This window comes from uncultured Methylophaga sp., from assembly GCF_947259025.1.
GTDB lineage: Bacteria > Pseudomonadota > Gammaproteobacteria > Nitrosococcales > Methylophagaceae > Methylophaga.
The window spans coordinates 592,957-617,546 of record NZ_CAMYKO010000005.1 but is presented as its reverse complement, the minus strand read 5'-3'; the positions used below and the strand labels follow the sequence as shown (position 1 = coordinate 617,546).

Sequence of the window (24,590 nt, the reverse complement as noted above, 5' to 3'; positions counted from 1 at the left end):
ACGCCGGCCCGCGCAACGGGCTGCTAACCGCGGAACAACGTCGTTTCTGCGCCTGTCTCAGACGTCGTCACCAAAGTCGGTGATGAGCAATGTTGCCAATACAGCCATGGCTGTCATTGGGCTACGCAAAACTAATGCTATAGTAGATTTCAGCTAGAAACTGCAGCGCAGGATTCCTTATTCAAATCGGAGAAGCAATTTTTATGAGCGACAAGCCGGGTAAGATCTATATCGCGCTGATCAGTGTTCATGGCTTGATCCGGGGGCGTAACCTGGAGCTGGGCCGCGATGCAGATACCGGCGGTCAGACCCTCTACGTACTGGAGCTGGCTCAGGCCCTGTCAGAACTGCCGGAAGTCGCTCAGGTTGATTTGATCACCCGCCGGGTGGACGGTGATGACGTGTCGCCGGAATATGCCGAGCCGATTGAACAGATTAATGATCGTTTCCGCATTGTGCGCATTGAAGCCGGCTCGGATGAATACATCTATAAAGAACAGCTCTGGGATCACCTGGATGTCTTTGCTGATAACCTTGCCGACTTTTTCCGCGAACAGAATCGCTTTCCCGATTTGATCCACAGCCATTACGCCGATGCCGGGCTGGTCGGTGCTCACGTAGCCAGTCTGCTGGGAATTCCGCTGGTTCACACCGGCCACTCACTGGGCCGGGTCAAACGCCGCCGTTTGCTGGCTAGCGGTCTCAGTGCTGAACAGATTGAACAACGCTACAACATGAGCCGCCGGGTTGAGGCCGAGGAAATCACGCTGGCTACGGCTGAACGGGTGATTACCAGTACCCATCAGGAAATCGAAGAACAATACGAAATCTATGATCATTATCAGCCGGAGCAGATGCGGGTTATTCCGCCCGGCACCAATATCAAGCAGTTCAAGCCGCCCAGCGGTGGCGAGCTGGAAACCGACCTGTTCCAGTATCTGACCAGTCACCTGACGGATGCGGGTAAACCCATCATTCTGGCTTTGTCACGACCGGATAAGCGCAAAAACATTGGTGAACTCATCGAAGCTTATGGTGAGTCTGAGCGGCTGCAGCAACTGGCCAACCTGGTGATTATTGCCGGTAACCGCGATGATATTGATGATCTGGAGCAGGGTGCCCAGGAAGTCTTTCACGACCTGCTGGTGGCGATTGATCGCTATGACCTTTACGGCAAAGTGGCCATGCCCAAGCATCACCAGCGTGACCAGGTACCGATGATGTATCGCATTGCCGCCGCGTCGGGCGGGGTGTTTGTTAACCCGGCTTTGACAGAACCGTTCGGTCTGACCCTGATCGAGGCGGCGGCATCCGGTCTGCCTATTGTGGCCACTGAAGATGGCGGTCCGCGCGATATCATCGGCAATTGCCACAACGGTATCTTAATTGACCCGCTGGAAGCCTCTACTGTCACCGAAGCTTTACTCAAACTGCTGACAGACAATGACACCTGGCTGGATTATTCGCGCCAGGGGCTGGCCGGTGTCGCCAAACACTACTCCTGGCAGGCGCATGCTCAGCGCTACCTGGAACTGGTCAAGCCGATTGCCGAACGGGCCGAACTACTGGAACGCAAGCCCTTACAGCGAACCAGCCAGATGTTTGCGGAAAAAGCCATTTTCACCGACCTTGATCTCAACCTTATCGGTGATGATGAATCCCTGCAGAAGCTGCTTAAGCTGCTGCGTGATCACCGCAAAACCACCAAGTTCGCCATCGCCACTGGTCGTCGGCTGGATGTCGCTCTGCGTTTAATGAAAAAGCACCAGATCCCGGAACCCGACATCCTGATTACCAGCTCCGGTACCGAAATATACTATGCGCCCAAGCTGACCCCGGATACCGCCTGGGCTGAGCACATTGATTATCACTGGCTGCCGCATAAAATCCGGCCTTTGCTGGCGGATATCCCGGGGCTGGAAAGACAACCCAAAGCGGAGCAAAGTCGTTTCAAGCTCAGCTACTACATCGATCCGGAGCAGTCTGATATCGAGGATATCAAGCGTTTACTGCATCAGGAAGAACAGTCTGTACATGTTCAGCTGGCTTTCGGCCAGTACCTGGATATTATGCCGATACGCGCCTCCAAGGGTATGGCTCTGCGCTATGTCGCCGATCGCTGGCAGATCCCGCTGGAGCAGATCTTTGTTGCGGGCGGTTCCGGTGCCGATGAGGACATGATGCGCGGTAATACGCTGGCCGCCGTGGTGGCCAACCGCCACCATGAGGAGTTATCTCAACTGGTGGATACCGATCGCATTTATTTTGCCAACCAGTCACATGCTGCCGGGATTCTGGAAGCCCTCGACTATTACCAGTTCTTTCAACAAACCGAGACCCAAAAAGCCCTACCATGACCGAACCCAGATTGCTGCTCTGTACCGATATGGATCGCACTGTGATCCCCAATGGTTTTCAGCCAGAACCGGCCAGTGCCCGGCGGGAGTTTAACCAGTTCTGCCAGCGGCCCGATGTCAAACTGGCTTATGTCACCGGCCGCCACGTGTCTTTGGTAAAACGGGCTATTAAGAACTACGCGCTGCCGCTGCCGGATTATGCGATTACCGATGTCGGCACCAAAATCTACCAGATAGCCAAGGGCAGCTGGCAGCAAATGGCCGACTGGGAAGCGGAAATTGACCAGGACTGGCATGGCCATACCCATGCACAGCTCAAGACCCTGCTGAAACCGATCAGCGAGCTGCGGTTGCAGGAGAGCAGCAAGCAGAATACCCACAAACTCAGCTACTACCTACCTTTATATTTAGAAAAAGACACCATTATCGCCCGTATTGAGGCTTTTCTGAATGAGGCGGGGATTGAGGCCAGCATCCTCTGGAGCGTTGATGAACCGAAAAACATCGGCCTGCTGGACGTGCTGCCTAAACACGCCACCAAATTGCATGCGATTGAATTTCTCCAGCAAAAGCTGGCCTACGCCGATGAGGAAGTGATTTTTGCCGGTGACAGCGGCAACGATCTGCCCGTATTGACCAGCGCTGTGCAGTCGGTGTTAGTGGCCAATGCCAGTGATGAAATCAAAAAGGCGGCATTGCAGTTGTCCCAGCATAACGGGCATGGCGATGCCCTCTATCTGGCACAGAACGAAGCACGTAATAACAATGGTAATTACTCAGCCGGGGTATTACAGGGCGTGGCCCATTTTGCCCCGGCATTTGCCCACAAAGCCAACACAGAGAAACTCTCATGAGCAATACGAAACCGGTCACTATTTTTGGCGAAGTCTTGTTTGACTGTTTCCCCGGCGGCGAGCAGAAACTGGGCGGGGCGCCGTTCAATGTTGCCTGGCATTTACAGGCGCTGGGTGATGCGCCGGCTTTTATCAGCCGCATTGGCGAAGATGAATTGGGTGCATTAATCGAAGCCGATATGGAAATGTGGGGCATGGATACGGCGCTGCTTCAGCATGACAAACAACATCCCACCGGGCGCGTGAATATCACCATCAGCCATGATGAGCCCAGCTATGATATTGCTGAGGGCAGTGCCTGGGACTTTATTGATTCGCCGGCATTGGCGGCATTGCCGGCACGCGGTCTGTTTTACCACGGCAGCCTGGCTGCACGCAGTGACAGCAGTTTTAACACCCTGCAAAAGCTGACTGAAAACCCCGACTATGACATTTTTGTTGATGTGAACCTGCGCGCGCCCTGGTGGCAGAAAGAAACGCTGTATCGCTGGCTGGAACAGGCCCGCTGGGTCAAGCTTAATCAGGATGAGCTGGCTGAGCTGGGGTTTCGCAGCGCCGATCTGCATCAGGATATTACCCGCATGCATACCCACTTCCATCTGGATCAATTGATCGTGACCTGCGGTGATGAGGGGGCGATTGTCCGGGATAATGATGGTGAAATTCATCTGGTTAAGCCGTCAGGCAGCACCGAGGTGGTAGATACGGTCGGCGCGGGTGACGCCTTCACCGCAATGTATATTCATGGCCTGCTGCATGATTGGGATATCAATACCGCTCTGCACCGGGCGCAGGCCTTCGCCTCACGCGTGGTAGGCCAGCGCGGCGCCATTGGTAAAGATAAAAACATATATAATATCAATAGCTAAAATAATAAACCTAAGACAGATTATTCATGTACGAACAACAGGCACACACCTTACTTAACGATATTCTGAATGAAATTGAGTCAGGGATTTCGCGTCAGGACCTGCGCTATTTTTATACCCGGCTGGGTGCCAATTTCTACGCAATACACTCCCTGTTTGAGCGCCTCTATGGCCAGCGGGAAGACTTTAAGGAACAGGCTCAGAAACTGGTGGAAACCATGGCCTGGCAATATATTCGCCGGCCCGAGGATTTGCGTCAGCGTGATATCGAACGTGAAGCCGACCATAACTGGTTCTTGAGTCAGAACTGGGTAGGCATGGCACTGTACAGTCATGGCTTTGCGGAAGATCTGCCGGGCATGGAACAGCACCTGAATTACTTCCAGGAGCTGGGCGTGAACATGGTGCATATCATGCCCATTATGCAGTGCCCCAAGGGCAGTAGTGATGGGGGCTATGCGGTTAGTGATTTTCGCCAAATCGATGAGCGGGCCGGCACCATTGATGACTTGCTGCATCTGTCCCGTGCCATGCACAAGCGGGATATGCTGCTGACTATGGATGTGGTGCTTAACCACACCTCCAACGAGCACGAATGGGCTCAGAAAGCGCGCGAAGGTGATCCGGTTTACCGCGATTACTACTACACATTTGAAACCCGCAATGTGCCGGAAATGTTCGAACAGAGCATGCCGGAGGTGTTCCCCGAGACCTCACCGGGCAACTTTACCTGGGATGAGAGCATGCAACGCTGGGTGATGACGGTATTCAACGACTATCAGTGGGATTTGAATTACTCCAATCCCGCGGTGTTCATCGAAATGCTGGATGTCATCCTGTTCTGGGCCAACCAGGGCGCTGATATCCTGCGGCTGGATGCGGTGGCCTTTCTGTGGAAAAAAATCGGCAGCACCTGCCAGAATGAGCGTGAGGCGCACCTTATCCTGCAGCTTCTAAAAGATTGCTGTCAGGTAACCGCACCCGGTGTCTTGTATATCGCTGAGGCCATTGTGGCGCCGGTCGAGGTCACCAAGTATTTTGGTGAGGATGCCGTGATCGCCAAGGAGTGCGAAATCGCCTACAACGCCACCTTTATGGCACTGATGTGGGATGCGGTGGCCACCAAAAACGCCAAGCTGCTCAATCAGGGGATCAAGAGCCTGCCGGTCAAGCTGGAAAGGGCAACCTGGCTCAACTATATCCGCTGTCATGATGATATCGGCCTGGGTTTCGATGACAGGGATATTGAACTGGTGGGCTACGAGTCGCAAAGCCACCGCAAATTTCTGATCGACTACTTCATGGGCCGCTATGACAATTCGCATGCCCGGGGGCTGCCTTTTGGCGAGAATGAGAAAACCGGCGATGCCCGGATTTCCGGCTCGCTGGCATCCCTGGTCGGCCTGGAATACGCGCTGGAAACCGGTGACGTCAAAGCCGAGGAAGATGCCATCCGCATTATCCTGCTACTACACAGTCTGATTATGTCTTTCGGTGGTATTCCGCTGCTGTATTACGGGGATGAACTGGGCACGATTAATGATGTGTCCTTTCTCGATGATCCGCACAAACAGGGCGATTCGCGCTGGGTTCACCGGCCGGTCATTGACTGGGACAAGGCCGAGCTGCGTAATCAGCCGGGTCATTACCAGTACGAGATCTTCACCGCGCTTAAGCGCATGATCGCGGTTCGTAAAGAGATTGATGTGTTTGCCGACTTTAATAACCGCGATCTGCTGGATGTCGGCAATGAAGAGCTGTTTGTGTTTGAGCGCTACAGCATTGCCCAGCAGTTCGACCGGGTTCTGGTGGTGGCCAACTTCAATGACAATCCTCAGCATTTGAATATGCGCGAGCTGGTGGGCTGGGGCGACCCGCAGTACGGTGAAATCATTGATCTCTACAGTGGCCGGCGGCCGGATATTTTCAATCAAATGCTGGTGATTCCGCCATTCAGCTTCTACTGGCTGCAGCAAACCTGATTCACACAAATTCTTCACCTAAAAATGACCTGACGGGGGTATGCTGAGGTCAGCAATCTTTTGGGAGAAGGGTGATGAAACAGACCGGACTTATCTGGTTCAACAACGACCTTCGCGTGCATGACAACCCGGCCTTGCTGGAAGCCAGTCTGCACTGTCAGCGTCTGATCTGTCTGTTCTGCTATGACAGTCACTGGTTCAAGCCTACTGGCCTTAATGCCAGACCGCTGGGCGATACCCGCCATCGTTTTCTTAACCAGAGTCTGATGGATCTATCCGATCAACTGGCCCGCCGCGGACAGTCACTGATCGTGGTCAGCGGGGAGCCGGTGGCGGTGATATCGGATCTGATACGCCGCTTCAAAGTTGAAGCCCTCTACCGCAGTGACCATGTCGGGGTCTATGAAAACCGGCAGTGGCAGCACCTGAAAGCCGATTTTCCCAGGCTGGAGTTTGTCTCGCTCAGCTCACATACCTTGTTCCGGCCAGAACAACTACCGTTCACACTGACCTCACTACCTGAGAGTTTCAGCCGTTTCCGCAGGCAGGTGGAGGCGCTGGATATTGATCCGCCGCTGATGATGCCCAAGCAGCTGTCGGCGCCGGTGGAAGCGCTGACAGAAGAATCTCAGGGTTTTGCCATCAGCGATGCTGAACAGAGCCTTTTCGAGGGCGGCGAGCGGGCAGCACTGGCGCAGTTAGAAGCCTATTTCAGCAGTGACCGTCCCGCGCACTACAAACACTGGCGCAATGAACTCGATGGCTGGAGCAACTCCACCAAGTTCTCGCCCTGGCTGGCCAATGGCAATCTGTCAGTGCGGCGCCTGCTTAAACGCCTGCGTGATTTCGAACAGGAGCAGGTCGCCAATGAGTCCACCTACTGGATCTTTTTCGAGCTGCTCTGGCGGGAATATTTTCAATGGGTGGCCAGAAAGCTCGGACATAAACTGTTCAGTGCCCAGGGCGTTGCTAAAAATAAAAAACAGTGCTGCTTTTACCCCGAGCGCTACCAGAAATGGTGCCATGGCAATACCCCCTACCCGCTGGTCAATGCCTTGATGAATCAGCTTAATCAGACCGGTTATATGTCCAACCGCGGCCGCCAGATCGTGGCCAGTTGCCTGGTCAATGAGCTGCAACTGGACTGGCGTTTTGGCGCAGCCTATTTTGAACAGCAACTGATTGATTATGATGTTGCGTCAAACTGGGGAAACTGGCAGTACATTGCCGGTGTGGGCATGGATCCGCGTGGTGGTCGTCACTTTAATATCGACAAACAGACCCGCCAGTTTGACCCGGAAGGACGCTTTATACGCGACTGGCAGGGTGAAGTCACCGCGCCGCAACTGGATTCTGTTGATGCCGCAGACTGGCCCATTCTTCCCGGCAAACCCACTCAATGAGCCGACAGGCGATTAACATCGTCTGGCTAAAGCGAGATCTGCGATTGCAGGATCATGCGCCGCTGGCCGCTGCCTGCCGTTCGGATCTACCGACGCTGTTGTTGTATGTGGTGGAACCCATGTTGCTGGATGACCCGCATTACAGCCTGCGTCACTGGCGCTTTATCTGGCAGTCTTTGCAGGATATGCAGCAAAAGCTGAACCCGCATCAGCTTTGTATTGTTGAGGGCGATGTGCCGGCGATATTCGAGCAACTGTCAGCGCAGTTTACTATCCGTGAGCTTTTCAGCTATCAGGAAATTGGCCTCGATAATACCTTTCGCCGTGACCTTCAGGTGCAGCAGTGGTGCGAACAGCAGCAGGTGAACTGGCAGGAGTTTGCCTACGGCGCAGTAGAGCGTGCCAAAGCCCACCGGGAAGACTGGGACAAGCACTGGAATCGGGTGATGCGCGCGGATTTGCAACAGCCCGACTGGACACAGCTTAGAACGGTCTCAGTGCCTGACACGATGCTTTTTCAGCCACCGGAAAACTGGCAACAGCCACAAGCGGACTTTCAATATGGCGGCGAAACCGCCGCCTGGCAGACACTGGAAAGCTTTTATGAGGGGCGTGGCCAGGATTATTATCGACGGCTTTCCAGTCCGTCACTGAGCCGCGATGCCTGTAGCCGTATGTCGCCATATCTTGCCTGGGGCAATATCAGCCTGCGCCAGATGTATCAGCACCTGCTGCAACACTGGCAGCAACCTGGCTGGCGGCGTTCTCTGGTAGCGTTATCTTCGCGTCTGCATTGGCACTGTCACTTTATTCAGAAGTTCGAAAGTGAATCCGCGATGGAGTTTCGTCCGGTTAATCGTGGCTATGCTGATTTTCCCTACCGTAACGATGATAAGGTTCAAGCGGATCTGACTGCCTGGAAAGTGGGCCATACCGGGTTCCCGCTGGTTGATGCCTGCATGCGCTGTTTACATCATACCGGCTATATCAACTTTCGCATGCGGGCAATGCTGGTCAGTTTTCTGAGCCATCATTTGCTGCTCGACTGGCGTTTGGGCGTGCAGCATCTGGCGCGGTTGTTTCTGGATTTCGAGCCCGGCATTCATTATCCACAGTTTCAGATGCAGGCCGGGGTGACCGGTACCAACACCATTCGCATTTATAACCCGATCAAACAAAGTGAAGATCAGGATCCGCAGGGACGGTTTATCCGCCAGTGGTGTCCCGAGCTGGCTGATTTGCCTGATGATTTGATTCATCAGCCCTGGCAATTAACGCCGATGGAGCAGCAGATGTATCAGATCCAGCTAGGTGAGGATTACCCACAGCCATTAATCGATTATCAGACCCAAGCCCGGCGTGCCCGTGAATTGCTCTGGTCCTGGCGCAAAAACAGCGAGGTCAAAGCCGAGAATCAGCGCATTTTACGCCGGCATGTCAGACCGTCTTCTCGCTAGCCGGTTTGAGTCAAGATCCGCCTGGGTGCATACTGAATATAACTTCCAACAGAGGAAGACTTTGCGATGCTCAAAGCGATTCTGTTCGATATCAGCGGTGTCTTGCATGTTGATAACCAGCCGATAAGCGGTGCGGTCGAGACGATTGCCAAACTGCGTCAGGCCGGGGTGCCGATGCGCTTTGTCACCAATACCTCGCGTTCAACCTGTCAGACTGTCATGCAAAAGCTCCGGCAAATGGGCTTTGAGGTGGCAGCCAGCGAAATATTCACCGCGCCGCTGGCATTGAAGCTGCGCTGTCAGCAACAAGGTCTCAGACCTTATTGTCTGATTCATCCCGACCTGAGAGCTGAATTTGCCGATCTGGATCAAAGCGATCCTGATGCGGTGGTTATCGCCGATGCCGCTGAAGGTTTTGATTACCAGCATCTCAACCGGGCATTTTCTCTGTTGATGCAGGGCGCGCCGCTGCTCGGTATCGGGCTTAACCGCTATTTCAAAAAAGACGGTGAACTGCAGTTGGATGCCGGACCGTTTATCCGGGCGCTGGAATATGCCGCGGATACCCAGGCAGACATTCTGGGTAAGCCGGCCGCCGGCTTTTTCCGGGCAGCAGTGGATTCTCTGGGCTGCGACAAGTCAGAAGTATTGATGATAGGTGATGACGTAGAGTCAGATGTTATTGGCGCTATGGATGCCGGTCTGCAGGCTTGCCTGGTCCGTACCGGCAAGTTTCTGCCCGGTGATGAAAACAAGGCCGGCAAGGCGGCAGTGGCTGATTCTGTGGTGGAGGCAGTCAGTCAGGTGTTTGAACGCCAGGCAGTGAGCACCGAGTCCTGACGCTGATCGACACAGCCTCAGAAATGCTCGGTGTGATAGCGGTAACACTGCATCTGCTCTGACCAGTAATCGATAGGCAAGCCCGCTTTGCGTTTCAGTTCGGCAACAAATCGAGCCGGGCTGGGTAAAGCGTCCCACACCGCGGGCAGAAAGGTGGCACGATGTTCACCGGCTTCCAGAATCAGTCCGTCTTTACCCGGTATAAGCTGAGATAACAGCGACTGCTCGCAATCACATTCAATAGGCTGTGGCGTCGTGAGCAGCGAAATATTAATATCCAGTTCATCCACCAGATCCCGACTGATAGGGCAAAAACGATTATCACGGAATGCGGCGGCAAACGCATTGGCGGCCACATCTTCGGCCAGCGGACGATAAGCTTCCAGCGAACCAACGCAGCCTCTCAGGGTACCGGTGGCGAATAATGTGACAAAGCAGGCCTGTTGTTGGCGGATGCTGGCTGGCAGGCTCTCCAGGTCAACAGGCATGGGTGCCTGATGACGCAACCCGTACTGGATAGCGTCACGGGCAATCTTACGTAAAAGAAAGCGGTCTGGTCGATCTAACATATCTATTGAAACAGGTAGGCGCCGTAGCCCACCACACTGTCCTTTTTGCCGGCCGTATCGCCCGAATTTTTCAGCGCCAGGATCTCGCCGTGTAAATCATGGTGGCGGGCGAAAAGCAGTAAACCATTGATGCCGACACTGCCACAGGCGTGAAAGCCGTCGATCACATGATTATCCATGCTGATAATCGCCTGCGAGGTTTCAGCGTCAGTTTCACAGGCGCTTTCATAATCCAGGAAGTGACTCAGATCCGAACTGATCACCACCAGCGTTTCCGGCCCGTCCCAGAGCTTCTCCAGTACCTTGGCGACCAGCTGCGGACTGGCATGGCCGGCAACGATAGGCACGATCTTAAAATCATTCAGTAAAAACTGCAGGAAGGGGAGTTGCACCTCGAGACTGTGTTCCCGGGCGTGGGCCTGTTCCAGTGCGTGAACGCCTTCTATCGCCATAATTTCACTTTCAGCCTGGCGATCAACCTGAATCAAACCCATCGGTGTTTCAAACCAGTCGGCAGTGGAAACGGCAAGCCCGTCAAATGGCACCCGGTGCGAAGGACCAACCAGGACCACGCGTTTGATACGGTCTTTGATCGGTTGCAGATATTTATAGGCGCGCGCCGCCACCGGGCCGGAATACACATAGCCGGCATGGGGCACGATGAGTGCCTTGGGCGTGCGTGTGGTATCAAGATCACAATCAGCCATATTGCTGGCGATCATCTTGATTAATTTTGCAGCATTAGCCGGGTAAAACAGGCCTGCTACAGCGCTGGGGCGAACGATTTCCATGGCAACCCTCCGCGTGTCGGCGTATTATTACAAGTATCTGCTCATCAACAAGTTTTTGCAATATCTCCGAGTGGCGGAGGGCAGTATGACTGACGACACTTCCCTGCATTCTGATGCCGGTGATACGGTCAGCAGCCGTTACTGGCATCGCCTGGCTGACGGCCGGCTGCAATGTGATTTGTGCCCACGATTCTGTCGATTAAAAGCGGGGCAAAGGGGCTTGTGTTTTGTCCGCGCCAACCTCGATGATGAAGTCAAGCTGACTACCTGGGGTCGGTCCAGTGGCTTTGTGATCGATCCGGTTGAGAAAAAGCCCCTGAATCATTTCCTGCCGGGCACACCGGTACTGTCTTTTGGCACTGCCGGCTGCAATCTGGCCTGTAAATTCTGCCAGAACTGGGATATCAGCAAGTCCCGTGAAATGGACACGCTGATGTCGCGGGCCACGCCCGAGCAACTGGCTGATAAGGCACTGGAAACCGGCTGCCGCAGTGTGGCCTTTACCTATAATGATCCGGTCATTTTTCATGAATATGCCATTGATGTGGCCCGCGCCTGTCAGGAACGAGATATCCGTAGCATTGCGGTGACCGCGGGCTATGTCTGTGCCGAGCCGCGTGAGGAATTTTATCGTTACATGGATGCCGCTAATATTGATCTGAAGGCTTTCACCGAGCGCTTTTACCAAAAAGTGACCGGCTCACAACTTCAGCCGGTACTGGAGACACTGCTTTATCTCAAACATGAGACCGCCGTCTGGTTTGAACTGACCACGCTGCTGATCCCGGGTGAAAATGATTCAGATCGAGAGTTGGATCAGATGACGCAGTGGGTGGTGAAAAATCTGGGACCGGAAGTGCCCATGCATTTCACCGTGTTCCACCCTGACTGGAAAATGACTGATAAACCGGTTACACCGTCTGCCACAGTGCGACGGGCTCGGCAGATTGCGATACAAAATGGTGTACATTACGCCTATGTTGGTAATGTCCACGATCCCAAGGCTGACAGCACCTGGTGCCATCAGTGCGGCGCCCTGTTAATTGCCCGGGACTGGTATCAGTTATCTGACTGGCGGCTGGATGCATCGGGCTGTTGTCCCGACTGTGGCAGCCACTGTCCCGGTATTTTTGAGGCCTTACCGGGTGACTGGGGTGCGAAGCGTCTCAGGGTCAATATGCATAGCTAAAAGGGGGAAAAATGGTCTGGCAGGCTGCATCTGTGATTGCCGTATTACTGTTGCTCTGGTTTTTTATCCGGCTGAACCGGAAAAATCGTCAACCTAGGGTCAAGATTACCCGCAGAAAACAATTACTCGAACCCCATGTGGCGGCATTCAGAAAGCAGTTGGCACAAGCGCTGGAAGCCGACTTTGAAGTCTACAGTCAAGTCTGCCTGGCAGAGCTGTTTTTGTGCGATGCCGCCAAGGACCCACTTTCCCGTGACTTGTGTCAGCGCCTGGAGCGGACCAGTGTCGACTTTGTGCTGGTCGATAAGGACAGCGCCAGCATCAGTTGCGTGGTGGCACTGGTGCATCATGATCGGCCCGGCCCCCGTCAACGGTTTATCAAGCAGGTATGCGAGCAGGGCAAGTTGCCCTATCTGCAGTTTGATGAGCATAATGCTTTGACAGATAAAGACATTCAGCAGAAAGTAAAAATGCTGCTGGAGCCGACCATTATTGTCGATAAACCACCTTCGGATGATGTCAAAGTCTATCTCGAGCCGGGCCAGGATCGTCAGCGCCAGTGAGACGGCAAGCCCATTCAAAGTGAGCCCATGATAAGGAATAGTTATGACTACAACCCGCTTACTCAAACCCCGTGACGTGACCGCCTGTAAAACACTGGCTGCCAGTGCTTTGCCTGACAGTCAGCGGGCTGCCGCTTTACTCGCCATTCATCAGGGCATGACCCAGGCAGCCGCTGCCGAGGCCAGTGGCCTCAGTATTGGCCAGGTCAAGTATATCGTTACGCGTTTCCGGCGCCTGGGCATGCAGGCTTTGAAACAGCAGGCGACACAATCAGATGCCGTCAGCTCCGGCGCGGGTGGAGACAAAAAATCCAAGAAGAAAGCCAAAAAGGATAAAGACAAGAAAAAGGTCAAAAACAAGAAAGACGCCAAGAAAGACAAAGATAAAAAGAAAGATAAGAAAAACAAAAAGAAAGCCAAAAAAGCCAAGAAGAAAAAAGACTAGCGATTTCAACTGACAGCCGGGCCTCTCGAACCCTCGCCAAGCCTGACACAGCCTGTACGCTACAAGTTGTTTTATCCAGTTGGAAGGAGCGTCCTCAAGGTCGCTTTGTAAACCAATGGCAATCAATTGCTGTCACCTCTAAGACAGGTCGGGAATTTAACTCGCAAGCCGGGCGCTGAAACCGCTCAGGCGCGCCGTAATCTTTTTTAAATGGCGCATGAGCTCTGAAACCCTGGCAAGAGGTCGTGATACGGCCGGTTCTTTTTATCGCTGCAGAGGAGTGCAACATGTCGTCTGAAACCCCCTCATCTTATAATCCGGAAAAAGGCTATATCGCGCTGTTGGGCTGGAGTCTGAACGCTGTCGAGGCGGCCGAGGATTTTGACCGCCGTTATGTGGTGGTCGCCCCTGACTGGGCCGAGGATTACTGTAAACAGCACGATATCCCCTACATCAAGTGGAATTTTGAGCGCCTCAATGATCGTTCCATGGAAATCGCCCAGACCCTGAAAGAGCAGGGGGTGGATGTGGCCATTCCCCTGTTTGAGGAAACCGTGGAATGGGCCGGCGCTATCAACTCGGTATTGATGGATAATCCGCGTTTGCTGGGCCAATCAATGCTTTTGCGTGACAAGGCGCTGATGAAACGCCGCGCACAATTAGGGGGTATCCGGGTCGGCATTTTCGAGGAGGCGCATGACAAGGGCGACGTCATCCGTTTTCTGAAGCGCGTTAACCAGACGCTGCTCAAGCTTGATGGCGATCCCAACGATCCGATTCACCTGAAAGCGTTCGACAAAGCCGGTTGTCTGGGCCACCGGGTTATCCGCACACCGGATGAGGTGGATACCATCCCCGATGAAGAGTTTCCGGTGCTGATGGAGTCACATCTGGATGGTTGGGAGTTTGCTGTTGAAGCCTGGATTCACAATGGCAAGATCCGCTTTCTCAACATTTCCGAATACGTCACCTTGGGTTACTCGGTGTTTGTGCCTGCTTCACCGGAGCTGGAAAAATACCGTGACCAGATCACGCAGCAAATTGAGAAGCTGATCAAAACGTTCGATATTGAATTCGGCTTCATTCACCCCGAATATTTCGTCACCAGTGATGGTGAAATGTACTTTGGCGAAGTCGCCTACCGGCCGCCCGGTTTCAAAGTCTTTGAACTGCTTGAGCGCGCCTACGGCTTTAATGCCTATCAGGGAATGATTCTGGCCTTTGACCCTAAAACCACCGAACAGGAAATCACCGATTTCTTCCCCCGCGAAGTGGTCGATGCCAAGGGCCATGCCGGTTGTTTCGGTGTCTATCCACGCCTGCGTGTGGTGAGCCGCCTGGAGATTCCGGAAGAAACCGAGAATCATCCCTATTACGACTTCCATGATCTGAATCAGCCGCTTGAGGCCACAGTGACCAAACGTACCGCGTTCGGCACCCACTGGGGTTTGCTATACTTTTTCGGCGATGATGCATTAACCATGCGCGATTTACTGGAACACCAGGAATCACTCGATTTCTACATCTGATCGCGCGGCGTTAGATACTGAGGAAGTAGTTTGATTGAATCCGCCAGCAACACCGGCCATAGCGTTGCCGAGACCAGTCCGCATTTGATTGAGCAACTGGAGCAGGCGATTGACCTGCTCCAGCAGGCGCGGGACTTTATCAAGCCGGACAAGGTCTCGCGCTTGTTTGATTGCTGCCGCCGTATCATGCAACAGCCGGGCGGCTGTGCGCTGATTGAGTCTTATATGCAGCGGATTGAACAGGCAGGCGTGTTCAACAACACCGATTACGCCCAGCCGCAAATCCTGATTCCCTCACTCAGTGCCCAGGCGCTGAAAAGTGCTGATGCCAATAGCGTGGTGATGGAAGCGCTGAGTAATCTGCGATTGCTGGCGGTAGCGAAAGGTGTCTACAAGCATCAGCATGTGTCCGCCGAACAGGCGCATCATCACCTGACGCATGTGCTGGCGATTAATCTGGAGCGGCTGTTCAGTGCCGCTGATGAAGCCGAGAGAACCCGACAAGGCAAGCTGGGTCAGCTTAGCCGGCATTTATTACAGCACCTGGCCGAGCGTATTGGCTACGAACACATCATCGAGCAACTGATCGACGAAATCTGGCGTATTTTGCAGCAGCGACCGATTCAGCTCGCCAACATCAAGCAAATGGTCACTCAAATAGCCATTTGTCAGCAAAGCCCGGATATTGATCTGGGCACCAGCGGGCAGGGTGCCGATCGACTTATTAGCAGCCTTTATGGTCCCACCCAGAGCTGCCGCGAAGATCCCGGCGTCGATGTCTATCTGGAAAGACTGGCAACAATGGATGCCGCGGCGCTGCAATATGAAGCCACCGGTTTTGCCCGGGCCATGCATGATACCGGTCTGGTGTCTCCCTATCATGCTGTTTTATTGCGATACCTTGTTGAAAACAGTGATCACCTGCTGAGCGAAGCCTTGGGGTTATCATCTACAGGCCGTGACTGCCTGCTCAGTTTCCAGGAATTGGTTCACGCGCTGATCGATAAGGCGGTACACCCGGCCAGCGCACAGGCCATTTATGGCCTGGCGATGATGCTTGAGCGTAGCATACTCTATCAACCACCACTGGCCCCGGCTTTGTGGCGGCAGTTATCGCTGCCATTATCGGACTTTGCGCGCCAACGCTTGCTGACTTTGTTCGGTGACAATCCGGCGCCGGAAATCCGATTACTGGAAGGCGTCTTGTGTGTACTGGGTCAGCCGCTGGGCGTGGGGCAGGGTAATAATCCGACCTGTCAGTCTGCGCGGGCGATTTCCATGTGGGCTTACCAGGATCCGGATTATCTGTTGCAGTTACTGGTCTGGGCAGCGCGTGACGATGAAGTCATTATGCATTTTGAAGGACAGGCACTTTCCTCGAAAACTTTGCCATCGGGCGTCGCTTCGGAACTGCCGATGGATCTGGATCCGGTCTCATTAATTTTAGTGCCGCACCTGGATCGCATCTATGCCGAAATGGGTCGGCGCTGTGCCGAGCGTGAGAGCGACCCTCATCGCTGGGTCAATCCGGAGTTTCATGGCTGGTGGTGTGGCCGCGGTTTTGATATCAATGTCGATGTGCCCACAGGCAAGCTGGTTAACCTGGATGCCTTCCTGCGACGCTTTTATGCTAGTTATCATCCCTATTACAACGGAAATCAGCCGCTGATTCATCCGCAGCCTGCGGGGGTTGCCATTACCGACAGCGCTATGCGCTTTATCGGCTGGCATGCGATCAGTATCTTACGCGTGGCGCTGGATCAGGAGCAGACCATGCGGGTTTATTTCTATAACCCCAATAATGACAGCGGTCAGCATTGGGGCGACGACATACTGGTCAGCACATCAGGTCACGGCGAACGCTTTGGGGAAGCCTCTCTGGCCTTCGAGCAGTTTGCCTCGCGACTCTACATATTCCATTTTGATCCGCTTGAGCCGGGTGAACTGGCTGCCGTGCCCGAAACGGAACTGAATACCGTGATGGAGAAAATATACAAAAGCTGGGGTGTTAACCGTTAGCGCTGAGCGCACCCAGGTCGGTGACGTATTGATTGCGGCCATTCCCCTTGGCCTGGTAGAGCAACTCATCGGCCTGTTTTAATTTTGACGTCAAAGGGGCTGATTGCTCATCCACATGGCAGCCCATGCTTAAGGTCACATGAAGGTAGTCACCGTTATCCAGCATCACCGGTTCACTGGAGACCACGTCCATAATGCGATCTAGGATCGCGGTGATTTCTTTTTCACCGGCTTCACAGAAAATCAGAAACTCCTCGCCGCCGTAACGACAAATCGTATCGAAGGGGCGCAGTGACTCACTCATTCTGTTTGCCACTTCACGCAGCACAATATCACCGGCAGTGTGGCCGTAGTTATCATTGATACGTTTGAAATAGTCGATGTCACACATAATGACGCAGCCATGCAGATTTTCGTGGCGCTCGATACGGGCGATTTGTGTTTGGATGGCGGTCATGCCTGCACGTCGGTTAAGCAAGCCGGTCAGACCATCTGTCAGCGCCAGGTTTCTCAGGTTTAACTGTGTTGAAAGTATGCGCTCAGCGACTCGTATTCTTGCTGTTAGTGAACGTAATGACATGGGCTTTTCAATAAAGTCATCGGCGCCATTTTCCAAAGCACAGACTTCAGCATCGCTGAACTCTTCGGCACTGGTCAGAATGATATAAGGCGACACAGTAAATGGCAGGTTCCGCAGTCGCTGACACAGCTCACTGCCATCCATGTCCGGCATTTCCCAATCTGTAATAATGAGATAGGGTGTGCTGGCCTCAGAGTCGAAAAAAGTCAGTGCTTCATGGGCATTATCACAAACAATCGGTGTGTGACCGACTTCCTCCACCAGACTGGCGCTGGTTTTGAGATCTTTCTTATTATCGTCGACAAGCAAAATCTTCATAAGATGACTCGTTGTTGTTTTCCTGTAGCTTGGAGTATCGCCAGTCAGCCAATCAAAATCGCTGATAAGGCAACTGAGCGACCATGTGGTTTGGCAAATAATCAGTCTCAGTATTCTAGCCGTTATAAGCCGTCATAATGATCACGACTAGGACTCTGTCTTTGCAATAGTGTGAAGATTGTCACACAGAACAGTGACAGGAAAACGATGAGCACAAAAAAAGCAGTTATCGCTGAGCGAATAACTGCTTTTCTGGTGTTCTTTTTGGCGCGCCCGGGAGGATTCGAACCTCCGACCGCCTGGTTCGTAGCCAGGTACTCTATCCAGCTGAGCTACGGGCGCTAAAGCGTTTAATTATACTGGCTTGGAGAGCCATCTGCAATAATCAATTTGGCGGAGAGCGAGGGATTCGAACCCTCGATAGGGGATTACCCTATACACCCTTAGCAGGGGCGCGCCTTCAGCCACTCGGCCAGCTCTCCTTCAAAGCGGCACAGTATAACAGATGTATTCTATTTGGCTAGTGATAATCTGAAATTAACCGGCGTTAGGCTCGTCTTTTTCAGCCTTGATGCGATCGTAGATTTCTTCACGGTGAACAGAGACATCTTTCGGTGCGTCAACACCGATTCTGACCTGGTTGCCTTTGACACCCAGAACGTTCACAACAACGTCATCACCGATGATGAGTGATTCGCCGACACGGCGTGTAAGTATTAACATGACTTTTCCCCTTTACTCGCAAAATTAGGCTCGAGGTTACCAGGAGAAAATACAGGCTTCTTCCATGCAGTAAGGCCTCGTGCCTTGTCCTATTTAAAGTTTCCTTGTGCAGAGATCTTAAATGTCTCTTTCTTTTTGGACTGTGAAATAGTCTTGACTATCCGCAGACATGCAAACATTTTATCAGGAAGTTTGATTGCACGCGATACATCTATGTCAATTTTATGACAAAAATCAGGCAGCTGGGTCTTGTTCCAGCTCGAATGCCTTGTGCAGCGAGCGTACACCCAGTTCCAGATATTTTTCATCAACCACGACGGAAATTTTGATTTCGGAGGTGGATATCATTTCGATATTGATGTTTTCGTTGGCCAGCGCATCGAACATGCTGCTGGCGATGCCGGCGTGAGAACGCATGCCGACCCCGACCACCGAAATCTTGGCAATATGCTCGTCGCCGGTGACTTCACGTGCACCCAACGCTTCAGCCGTTTTCTGCAGAATAGTTAATGCCGACTTGAAGTCATTGCGGTGAACAGTGAAGGTAAAGTCGGTAGTGGCATCGTAACCAGTGTTCTGGATGATCATGTCGACTTCGATATTTTCGGCGGCAATCGGGCCCAGAATCTTGGAGGCCACGCCCGGATGATCGGGCACGCCGAGTATGGTGAGTTTAGCCTCATCGCGATTGAATGCGATACCGGAGATAAGCGCTTGTTCCATTGATGGGTCCTCTGCAGCGATCAAGGTGCCACCTCCTTCGGTGAAAGAGGAGAGCACACGGAGCGGAACATTATATTTACTGGCAAACTCGACCGAACGAATCTGCAAAACCTTGGCACCGAGGCTGGCCATTTCCAGCATTTCTTCGAAAGTGATGTGATCCAGCCGACGGGCCTCGGGCACAACCCGCGGGTCGGTGGTGTACACCCCATCGACATCGGTGTAAATCTGGCACTCATCCGCTTTCAGCGCTGCTGCCAGTGCCACCGCCGTGGTATCACTGCCGCCGCGTCCCAGTGTCGTGATATTGCCGTTATCATCGCAGCCCTGGAAGCCGGCAACCACGACCACTTTGCCTTGCTTAAGGTCATCGCCGATCTTGCCATCGTCGATTTCCATGATGCGGGCTTTGTTGTGGGTGTTATCGGTCAGGATACGCACCTGGCTGCCGGTATAAGACACGGCAGGCATGCCCATTTGTTGCAGGGTCATGCTGAGCAGGGCAATGGTGACTTGCTCGCCGGTGGAGAGTAAGACATCCAACTCACGACCACGGGGGTGATCATTGAGTTGTTTAGCCAGATCAATCAGGCGATTGGTTTCGCCGCTCATAGCAGAGACCACGATCACCATGTCATGGCCCTGCTGACGATATTCAATGACTTTTTTAGCCACTTCTCTGATGCGATCGACGCTGCCTACGGACGTCCCGCCGTACTTCTGAACAATTAAAGACATGCTTTAGTTTTCCAGCTTAGAGCCAACCCAGTCCGATACAGACGCCAGTGCGGCTGGCAGATTCTGGGGTTCATTACCGCCGCCCTGAGCCATATCAGGACGACCGCCACCTTTACCACCGACCTGGCCGGCCACATGACCGACCAGATCGCCGGCGCGGATTTTATCGGTAATGTCCTTGGTGACGCCAGCAATAATTGTGATTTTTTCATCCTTGACTGAAGTCAGCACGATAGCAGCGCTGCCCAGCTTGTTTTTTAGCTGGTCAACGGCTTCACGCAGGGCTTTACCATCAGCGCCTTCCAGGCTGGAGGCGAGCACTTTGATGCCATTAATGTCCTGGGCAGATCCGGCCAGGTCGTCACCGGCACTGCTGGCCAGTTTGGCTTTAAGGCTTTCCAGCTCTTTTTCCAGCTCGCGCGAGCGCTGGACCAGGGCCGAGGTTTTATCCTGCACGTTTTCCGGCTTGGTTTTGAGCAAGTCGGCGACCTGATCAAGCGTGGACTGGGTGCCGTCGATATAGTCGAGTGCGGTTTCGCCGGTAACGGCTTCAATGCGGCGTACTCCCGATGCGATACCGGCTTCGGCGATAATTTTGAACAGACCGATATCGCCGGTGCTATTAACGTGGGTACCGCCGCAGAGTTCGATAGAAAAGTCGCTCATGCTCAGCACGCGGACTTTTTCATCGTACTTTTCACCGAACAGCGCCATGGCACCGCTTTTCTTGGCTTCTTCCAACGCCATCAGACGGGTTTCCACCGGGTGGTTCAAGCGGATCTGCTGATTGACCATGCGTTCGATTTCATGCAACTGACCAGGCGTCACCGGCTCAAAGTGAGAAAAGTCAAAACGCAGACGCTGTGGATCAACCAAAGAGCCTTTCTGCGTGACATGATCACCCAGCACATTTCTTAAAGCAGCATGCAAGAGGTGAGTGGCGGAGTGATTCAACGCCGTTGCCTGGCGGTTGTTCTCATCAACTTGGGCAGTGACTGTCTCACCGACCTGGAAACCACCGTTTTCGCAGCGACCGATATGCGTGAAGGCTTTGCCCTGTTTACGGGTATCGGTGACGCTGAAGCTGGCTTTATCAGAAGTGATCTCGCCATGGTCACCGACCTGGCCGCCGGACTCGGCATAAAACGGCGTGTGATCCAGTACCAGAATGCCTTCCTGACCTTGTTTCAGACTATCGACATGTTCATCACCGACAATAATATCGGTAATGGTGCCGCTTTCCTGGGTGTGGTCGTAGCCGCAGAAGTCGGTTTGCGTATCGATAGTGACCGATTCGCCAACAGCGCCGCTGAACTGGCTGGCACTGCGGGCACGATTGCGCTGGGCTTCCATTTCCCGCTCAAAACCGGCGATATCAATAGTCAGGCCGCGTTCGCGGGCAATATCTGCAGTCAGATCAATCGGGAAGCCATAAGTGTCATAGAGCAGGAACACGGTCTCACCCGGAATTTCCTTGTCACCCATATCTTCGATGGCCTGATCCAGAATACGCAGACCGTTATCGAGGGTATCGGCAAAGCGGTTTTCTTCCTGGAGCAGGGCTTTTTCCACTAAAGCCTGAGCCTGGGCCAGTTCTGGGAAGGCTTCGCCCATCTCATCAACTAAAGGCTGAACCAGCTTGGAGAAGAAAGCATCTTTGAGACCCAGCTTGTGTCCGTGACGAATTGCTCGGCGAATAATACGGCGCAGCACATAACCGCGGCCTTCATTGGAAGGGTGTACGCCATCGGCAATCATGAACGAGCAGGAGCGGATATGGTCGGCGATGACGCGCAGCGAGAAGTTGCTGCTGTCCTCTGTACCGGACAAATCCTGAATGGCTTTAATCAAGTGCTGGAACAGGTCGATATCGTAATTGTTGTGTTTGTTTTGCAGCACTGCGGCCAGGCGTTCCAGGCCCATGCCGGTATCAACCGAGGGTTTAGGCAGCGGTGTCAGCGTGCCATCGGCACTGCGGTTGTACTGCATGAACACCAGGTTCCAGATCTCGATATAACGGTCGCCGTCTTCTTCCGGTGTACCCGGCGGACCGCCAGCGACTTCCGGGCCGTGGTCATAGAAAACTTCGGAGCAGGGGCCACAGGGACCGGTATCACCCATTGACCAGAAGTTATCCTTGGCGCCGATGCGTGAGAACTGGTTTTCGGAAATGCCGATTTCCTTGAGCCAGATATCGGCCGCTTCGTCGTCTTCCTCGAACACGGTGACCCACAACTTATCGGCAGGCAGGCCTAAGGTGACGGTCAGAAACTCCCAGGCATACTGAATCGCTTCACGTTTGAAGTAATCGCCGAAACTGAAGTTACCCAGCATTTCGAAGAAAGTGTGATGGCGAGCGGTGTAGCCGACATTTTCCAAGTCATTATGTTTGCCGCCAGCGCGAACGCAGCGCTGAGTCGTCACCGCACGTGTGTAGGCACGGGTTTCCTGGCCCAGAAAGGTTTCCTTGAACTGCACCATGCCGGCGTTGGTGAACAGCAGGGTCGGGTCATTAGCCGGTACCAGCGGACTGCTGGAAACTACCTCGTGTCCCTTGTCGGCAAAGAAGTCGAGGAACAATTTGCGTATATCAGCGCTACTTTTCATTATCAGTTAAATTAAAACTTTCTGTTATCTCGTCATGAGAAAAACCCCGATACTGTAAAAACCGCTGCTGCTTGGCACGGCTTTTAAAGTCTTCCGGGTTTTGCTCGCCAAAACGTTTACGCCTGACTTCAGCTGCCAGGGCAAACCAATCTATTTCTGCTTGCTGCAGGCTGTCGCGAATCAACTCGTCGGCGACACCACGTTCCTGCAGTTCCATACGGATCCGTGTTTTTCCATAACCGCGGCCGGTACGGGAGCGGACATAACTCTCGGCAAAGCGCTCATCGCTCTGCAAATCAGCCTGCTGTAACTGGGACAGGACAAGTTCTATATCTGCCGTGTCAAAGCCGGACTTGTCCAGTTTACGGCGCAGTTCCAGGGCACTGTGCTCACGGCGGGCCAGGTAGCTCACAGCTTGTTCACTGGCCGTTTTCTTCACGCCTCCAGATCGTCCTCGACCTCGTCGCTCTGTTTGGACTTGGTCGGTTTGGGCAGCATGATGTCACGCAATTTGGCTTCGATCTCGGCCGCCATTTCCGGGTTTTCGCGCAGGAAACTACGGACATTGTCTTTGCCCTGGCCGATACGGTTGCCGTCATAGCTGTACCAGGCACCGGATTTTTCGACGATTTTTTCCTTGACGCCCAGATCAATCAGCTCGCCTTCGCGGGAAATGCCCTGGCCGTAGAGAATATCGAATTCGACCTGTTTGAACGGCGGCGCGACTTTGTTTTTAACGACTTTAACGCGAGTTTCATTACCCAGGATTTCGTCACCTTTCTTGATAGCACCGATACGGCGGATATCGAGACGGACAGAAGAGTAGAATTTGAGCGCGTTACCGCCGGTGGTGGTTTCCGGGTTACCGAACATCACACCGATCTTCATCCGGATCTGGTTGATGAAAATCACCAGGGTGTTGGAACGTTTGATGTTAGCCGTCAGCTTACGCAAAGCCTGAGACATCAGGCGGGCCTGCAGGCCCATGTGGCTGTCGCCCATTTCGCCTTCGATTTCAGCTTTGGGCGTGAGCGCCGCGACCGAGTCGACCACGACGATATCCACAGCGCCGGAACGGACCAGCATATCGGTGATTTCCAGTGCCTGTTCACCGGTGTCAGGTTGGGAGACCAGCAGGTCGTCGATATTAACGCCCAGCTTTTCGGCATAGACCGGATCCAGGGCGTGCTCAGCATCGACAAAAGCCGCGGTGCCGCCCTGTTTTTGCATTTCGGCAATGGCGTGCAGCGTCAGCGTGGTTTTACCAGATGATTCCGGGCCGTAGATTTCGATAACACGGCCACGTGGCAGACCACCGATGCCCAGTGCAATATCCAGCCCCAAAGAGCCGGTCGAGACAGAAGCGATATCGCGTGAAGCACCGGCGTCGCCCAGACGCATGACCGTGCCTTTACCGAATTGCTTTTCAATCTGTCCCAGCGCTGCACCGAGCGCTTTCTTTCTGTCTTCGTCCATTGCGCCACCCCTGAGCTTGTTGGTGTAAATTAATGGATTATCCCATAGATAGCAGTCAGTCTCTAGCGTTTTTAACGATCCCTGACAGGGCCTCAAACACGGCCTGTCTGCGAACCGCATCACGATCACCATCGAACTGAAAACAGATGCTGTGAACGCCGCCGTTTCTGATGCCCCAACCGATCCAAACCATGCCCACCGGCTTTTGCTCAGTACCGCCATCTGGGCCGGCAACACCGGTGATGGCGATGCTTAAATCGGCCTGCGAGTGGGAGAGGGCACCAAAGGCCATTTCTTCTACCACCGAGAGACTGACTGCGCCGTTTTTATCCAATGTATCGGGATCAACGCCGAGTTGATCCTGTTTAGCCTGATTGCTGTAGGTCACAAAGCCACGTTCAAACCAGGCGGAACTGCCGGGTTTGTCGGTGCAGCATTTAGCGACCCAGCCACCGGTGCAGGACTCGGCAGTCACCAGGGTTTTGCCCAGCTGCAGTAACAGCTCAGCCACTTCGTCAACCTGCTGCGTGAGGGAGGCGTCAGAAATTTTTTTCATGA

The 24,590-nt window shown here is 53.5% G+C and carries 21 protein-coding genes and 2 tRNA genes; 12 read left to right on the top strand and 11 right to left on the bottom strand.

Annotated features, from left to right (window positions below; translation table 11 throughout):
* The first annotated feature begins 203 nt into the window (after window positions 1–203).
* The 7 genes from Q0X64_RS08985 (at window position 204) to Q0X64_RS08955 (ending at window position 9,762) form a co-directional block, all read left to right on the top strand.
* Window positions 204–2,357 carry an HAD family hydrolase gene (locus Q0X64_RS08985; protein ID WP_297811607.1) on the top strand — a complete coding sequence of 718 codons (2,154 nt, stop codon included), beginning with the start codon at window positions 204–206 and terminating at the stop codon, window positions 2,355–2,357.
* The gene (locus Q0X64_RS08980) at window positions 2,354–3,211 is read left to right on the top strand and encodes an HAD-IIB family hydrolase (RefSeq protein WP_297811604.1); all 858 of its coding nucleotides are present in this window, start codon (window positions 2,354–2,356) and stop codon (window positions 3,209–3,211) included. Before Q0X64_RS08985 ends, Q0X64_RS08980 begins: the two co-directional genes overlap by 4 nt.
* The gene (locus tag Q0X64_RS08975; protein WP_297811601.1) at window positions 3,208–4,080 is read left to right on the top strand and encodes a carbohydrate kinase; all 873 of its coding nucleotides are present in this window, start codon (window positions 3,208–3,210) and stop codon (window positions 4,078–4,080) included. The genes Q0X64_RS08980 and Q0X64_RS08975 overlap by 4 nt, the downstream gene beginning before the upstream one ends.
* 26 nt (window positions 4,081–4,106) lie before the next feature.
* Window positions 4,107–6,062, top strand: coding sequence for an alpha-amylase family glycosyl hydrolase (locus tag Q0X64_RS08970; RefSeq protein WP_297811598.1), 1,956 nt, complete (start codon window positions 4,107–4,109; stop codon window positions 6,060–6,062).
* A 74-nt stretch (window positions 6,063–6,136) separates the two neighbouring features.
* On the top strand, window positions 6,137–7,465 hold the full coding sequence (locus Q0X64_RS08965) for a DASH family cryptochrome (protein ID WP_297811595.1): 1,329 nt from the start codon (window positions 6,137–6,139) through the stop codon (window positions 7,463–7,465).
* Complete coding sequence (locus tag Q0X64_RS08960) at window positions 7,462–8,922, top strand: deoxyribodipyrimidine photo-lyase (protein WP_297811592.1); 1,461 nt, start codon at window positions 7,462–7,464, stop codon at window positions 8,920–8,922. The genes Q0X64_RS08965 and Q0X64_RS08960 overlap by 4 nt, the downstream gene beginning before the upstream one ends.
* A 66-nt stretch (window positions 8,923–8,988) precedes the next feature.
* A complete protein-coding gene (locus Q0X64_RS08955; RefSeq protein ID WP_297811589.1) occupies window positions 8,989–9,762 on the top strand; it encodes a TIGR01458 family HAD-type hydrolase in 774 nt (257 codons plus the stop codon).
* A 17-nt stretch (window positions 9,763–9,779) separates the two neighbouring features.
* Here Q0X64_RS08955 and amrA read toward each other — a convergent pair whose 3' ends face one another.
* Together amrA and amrB are read right to left on the bottom strand one after the other, a co-directional pair.
* The gene (amrA, locus tag Q0X64_RS08950; RefSeq protein ID WP_297811586.1) at window positions 9,780–10,331 is read right to left on the bottom strand and encodes an AmmeMemoRadiSam system protein A; all 552 of its coding nucleotides are present in this window, start codon (window positions 10,329–10,331) and stop codon (window positions 9,780–9,782) included.
* Window positions 10,332–10,333: 2 nt separating this feature from the next.
* Window positions 10,334–11,122 carry an AmmeMemoRadiSam system protein B gene (gene amrB, locus Q0X64_RS08945; RefSeq protein WP_297811584.1) on the bottom strand — a complete coding sequence of 263 codons (789 nt, stop codon included), beginning with the start codon at window positions 11,120–11,122 and terminating at the stop codon, window positions 10,334–10,336.
* An 85-nt stretch (window positions 11,123–11,207) separates the two neighbouring features.
* Here amrB and amrS point away from each other — a divergent pair, with 85 nt between their 5' ends.
* The 5 genes from amrS to Q0X64_RS08920 all read left to right on the top strand — a co-directional run bounded on the left by amrS (window position 11,208) and on the right by Q0X64_RS08920 (window position 16,867).
* On the top strand, window positions 11,208–12,311 hold the full coding sequence (gene amrS, locus Q0X64_RS08940) for an AmmeMemoRadiSam system radical SAM enzyme (protein WP_297811581.1): 1,104 nt from the start codon (window positions 11,208–11,210) through the stop codon (window positions 12,309–12,311).
* Between the two features lie 11 nt (window positions 12,312–12,322).
* Window positions 12,323–12,874 (top strand): DUF2726 domain-containing protein, encoded by a 552-nt coding sequence (locus tag Q0X64_RS08935; protein WP_297811579.1) that lies wholly within the window; start codon window positions 12,323–12,325, stop codon window positions 12,872–12,874.
* Window positions 12,875–12,917: 43 nt separating this feature from the next.
* A complete protein-coding gene (locus Q0X64_RS08930) occupies window positions 12,918–13,319 on the top strand; it encodes a helix-turn-helix domain-containing protein (protein ID WP_297811576.1) in 402 nt (133 codons plus the stop codon).
* 287 nt (window positions 13,320–13,606) lie between these two features.
* Window positions 13,607–14,848: a carboxylate--amine ligase gene (locus Q0X64_RS08925; protein WP_297811573.1), complete on the top strand. Its 1,242-nt coding sequence runs from the start codon at window positions 13,607–13,609 to the stop codon at window positions 14,846–14,848.
* A gap of 30 nt (window positions 14,849–14,878) precedes the next feature.
* Window positions 14,879–16,867, top strand: coding sequence for a hypothetical protein (locus Q0X64_RS08920; RefSeq protein WP_297811570.1), 1,989 nt, complete (start codon window positions 14,879–14,881; stop codon window positions 16,865–16,867).
* On the opposite strand, the gene Q0X64_RS08915 is transcribed toward Q0X64_RS08920, so the two are convergent.
* The 9 genes from Q0X64_RS08915 to Q0X64_RS08875 form a co-directional block, all read right to left on the bottom strand.
* Entirely contained in the window at window positions 16,857–17,765 is a 909-nt protein-coding gene (locus Q0X64_RS08915) for a diguanylate cyclase (protein ID WP_297811567.1), read from the bottom strand. The genes Q0X64_RS08920 and Q0X64_RS08915 overlap by 11 nt on opposite strands.
* Before the next feature lie 265 nt (window positions 17,766–18,030).
* Window positions 18,031–18,107 (bottom strand) — tRNA-Arg (locus Q0X64_RS08910).
* A gap of 49 nt (window positions 18,108–18,156) precedes the next feature.
* Window positions 18,157–18,247, bottom strand: a tRNA-Ser gene (locus Q0X64_RS08905).
* A gap of 55 nt (window positions 18,248–18,302) precedes the next feature.
* Window positions 18,303–18,488 carry a carbon storage regulator CsrA gene (csrA, locus tag Q0X64_RS08900; protein WP_297811562.1) on the bottom strand — a complete coding sequence of 62 codons (186 nt, stop codon included), beginning with the start codon at window positions 18,486–18,488 and terminating at the stop codon, window positions 18,303–18,305.
* Between the two features lie 234 nt (window positions 18,489–18,722).
* Window positions 18,723–19,949 carry an aspartate kinase gene (locus Q0X64_RS08895; protein WP_297811559.1) on the bottom strand — a complete coding sequence of 409 codons (1,227 nt, stop codon included), beginning with the start codon at window positions 19,947–19,949 and terminating at the stop codon, window positions 18,723–18,725.
* Between the two features lie 3 nt (window positions 19,950–19,952).
* A complete protein-coding gene (alaS, locus tag Q0X64_RS08890; protein WP_297811557.1) occupies window positions 19,953–22,556 on the bottom strand; it encodes an alanine--tRNA ligase in 2,604 nt (867 codons plus the stop codon).
* Window positions 22,546–22,995: a recombination regulator RecX gene (gene recX, locus Q0X64_RS08885; RefSeq protein ID WP_297811554.1), complete on the bottom strand. Its 450-nt coding sequence runs from the start codon at window positions 22,993–22,995 to the stop codon at window positions 22,546–22,548. Before recX ends, alaS begins: the two co-directional genes overlap by 11 nt.
* On the bottom strand, window positions 22,992–24,032 hold the full coding sequence (recA, locus tag Q0X64_RS08880) for a recombinase RecA (RefSeq protein ID WP_297811552.1): 1,041 nt from the start codon (window positions 24,030–24,032) through the stop codon (window positions 22,992–22,994). Before recA ends, recX begins: the two co-directional genes overlap by 4 nt.
* Window positions 24,033–24,087: 55 nt before the next feature.
* Window positions 24,088–24,588 (bottom strand): nicotinamide-nucleotide amidohydrolase family protein, encoded by a 501-nt coding sequence (locus tag Q0X64_RS08875; protein ID WP_297811549.1) that lies wholly within the window; start codon window positions 24,586–24,588, stop codon window positions 24,088–24,090.
* Window positions 24,589–24,590: the final 2 nt, after the last annotated feature.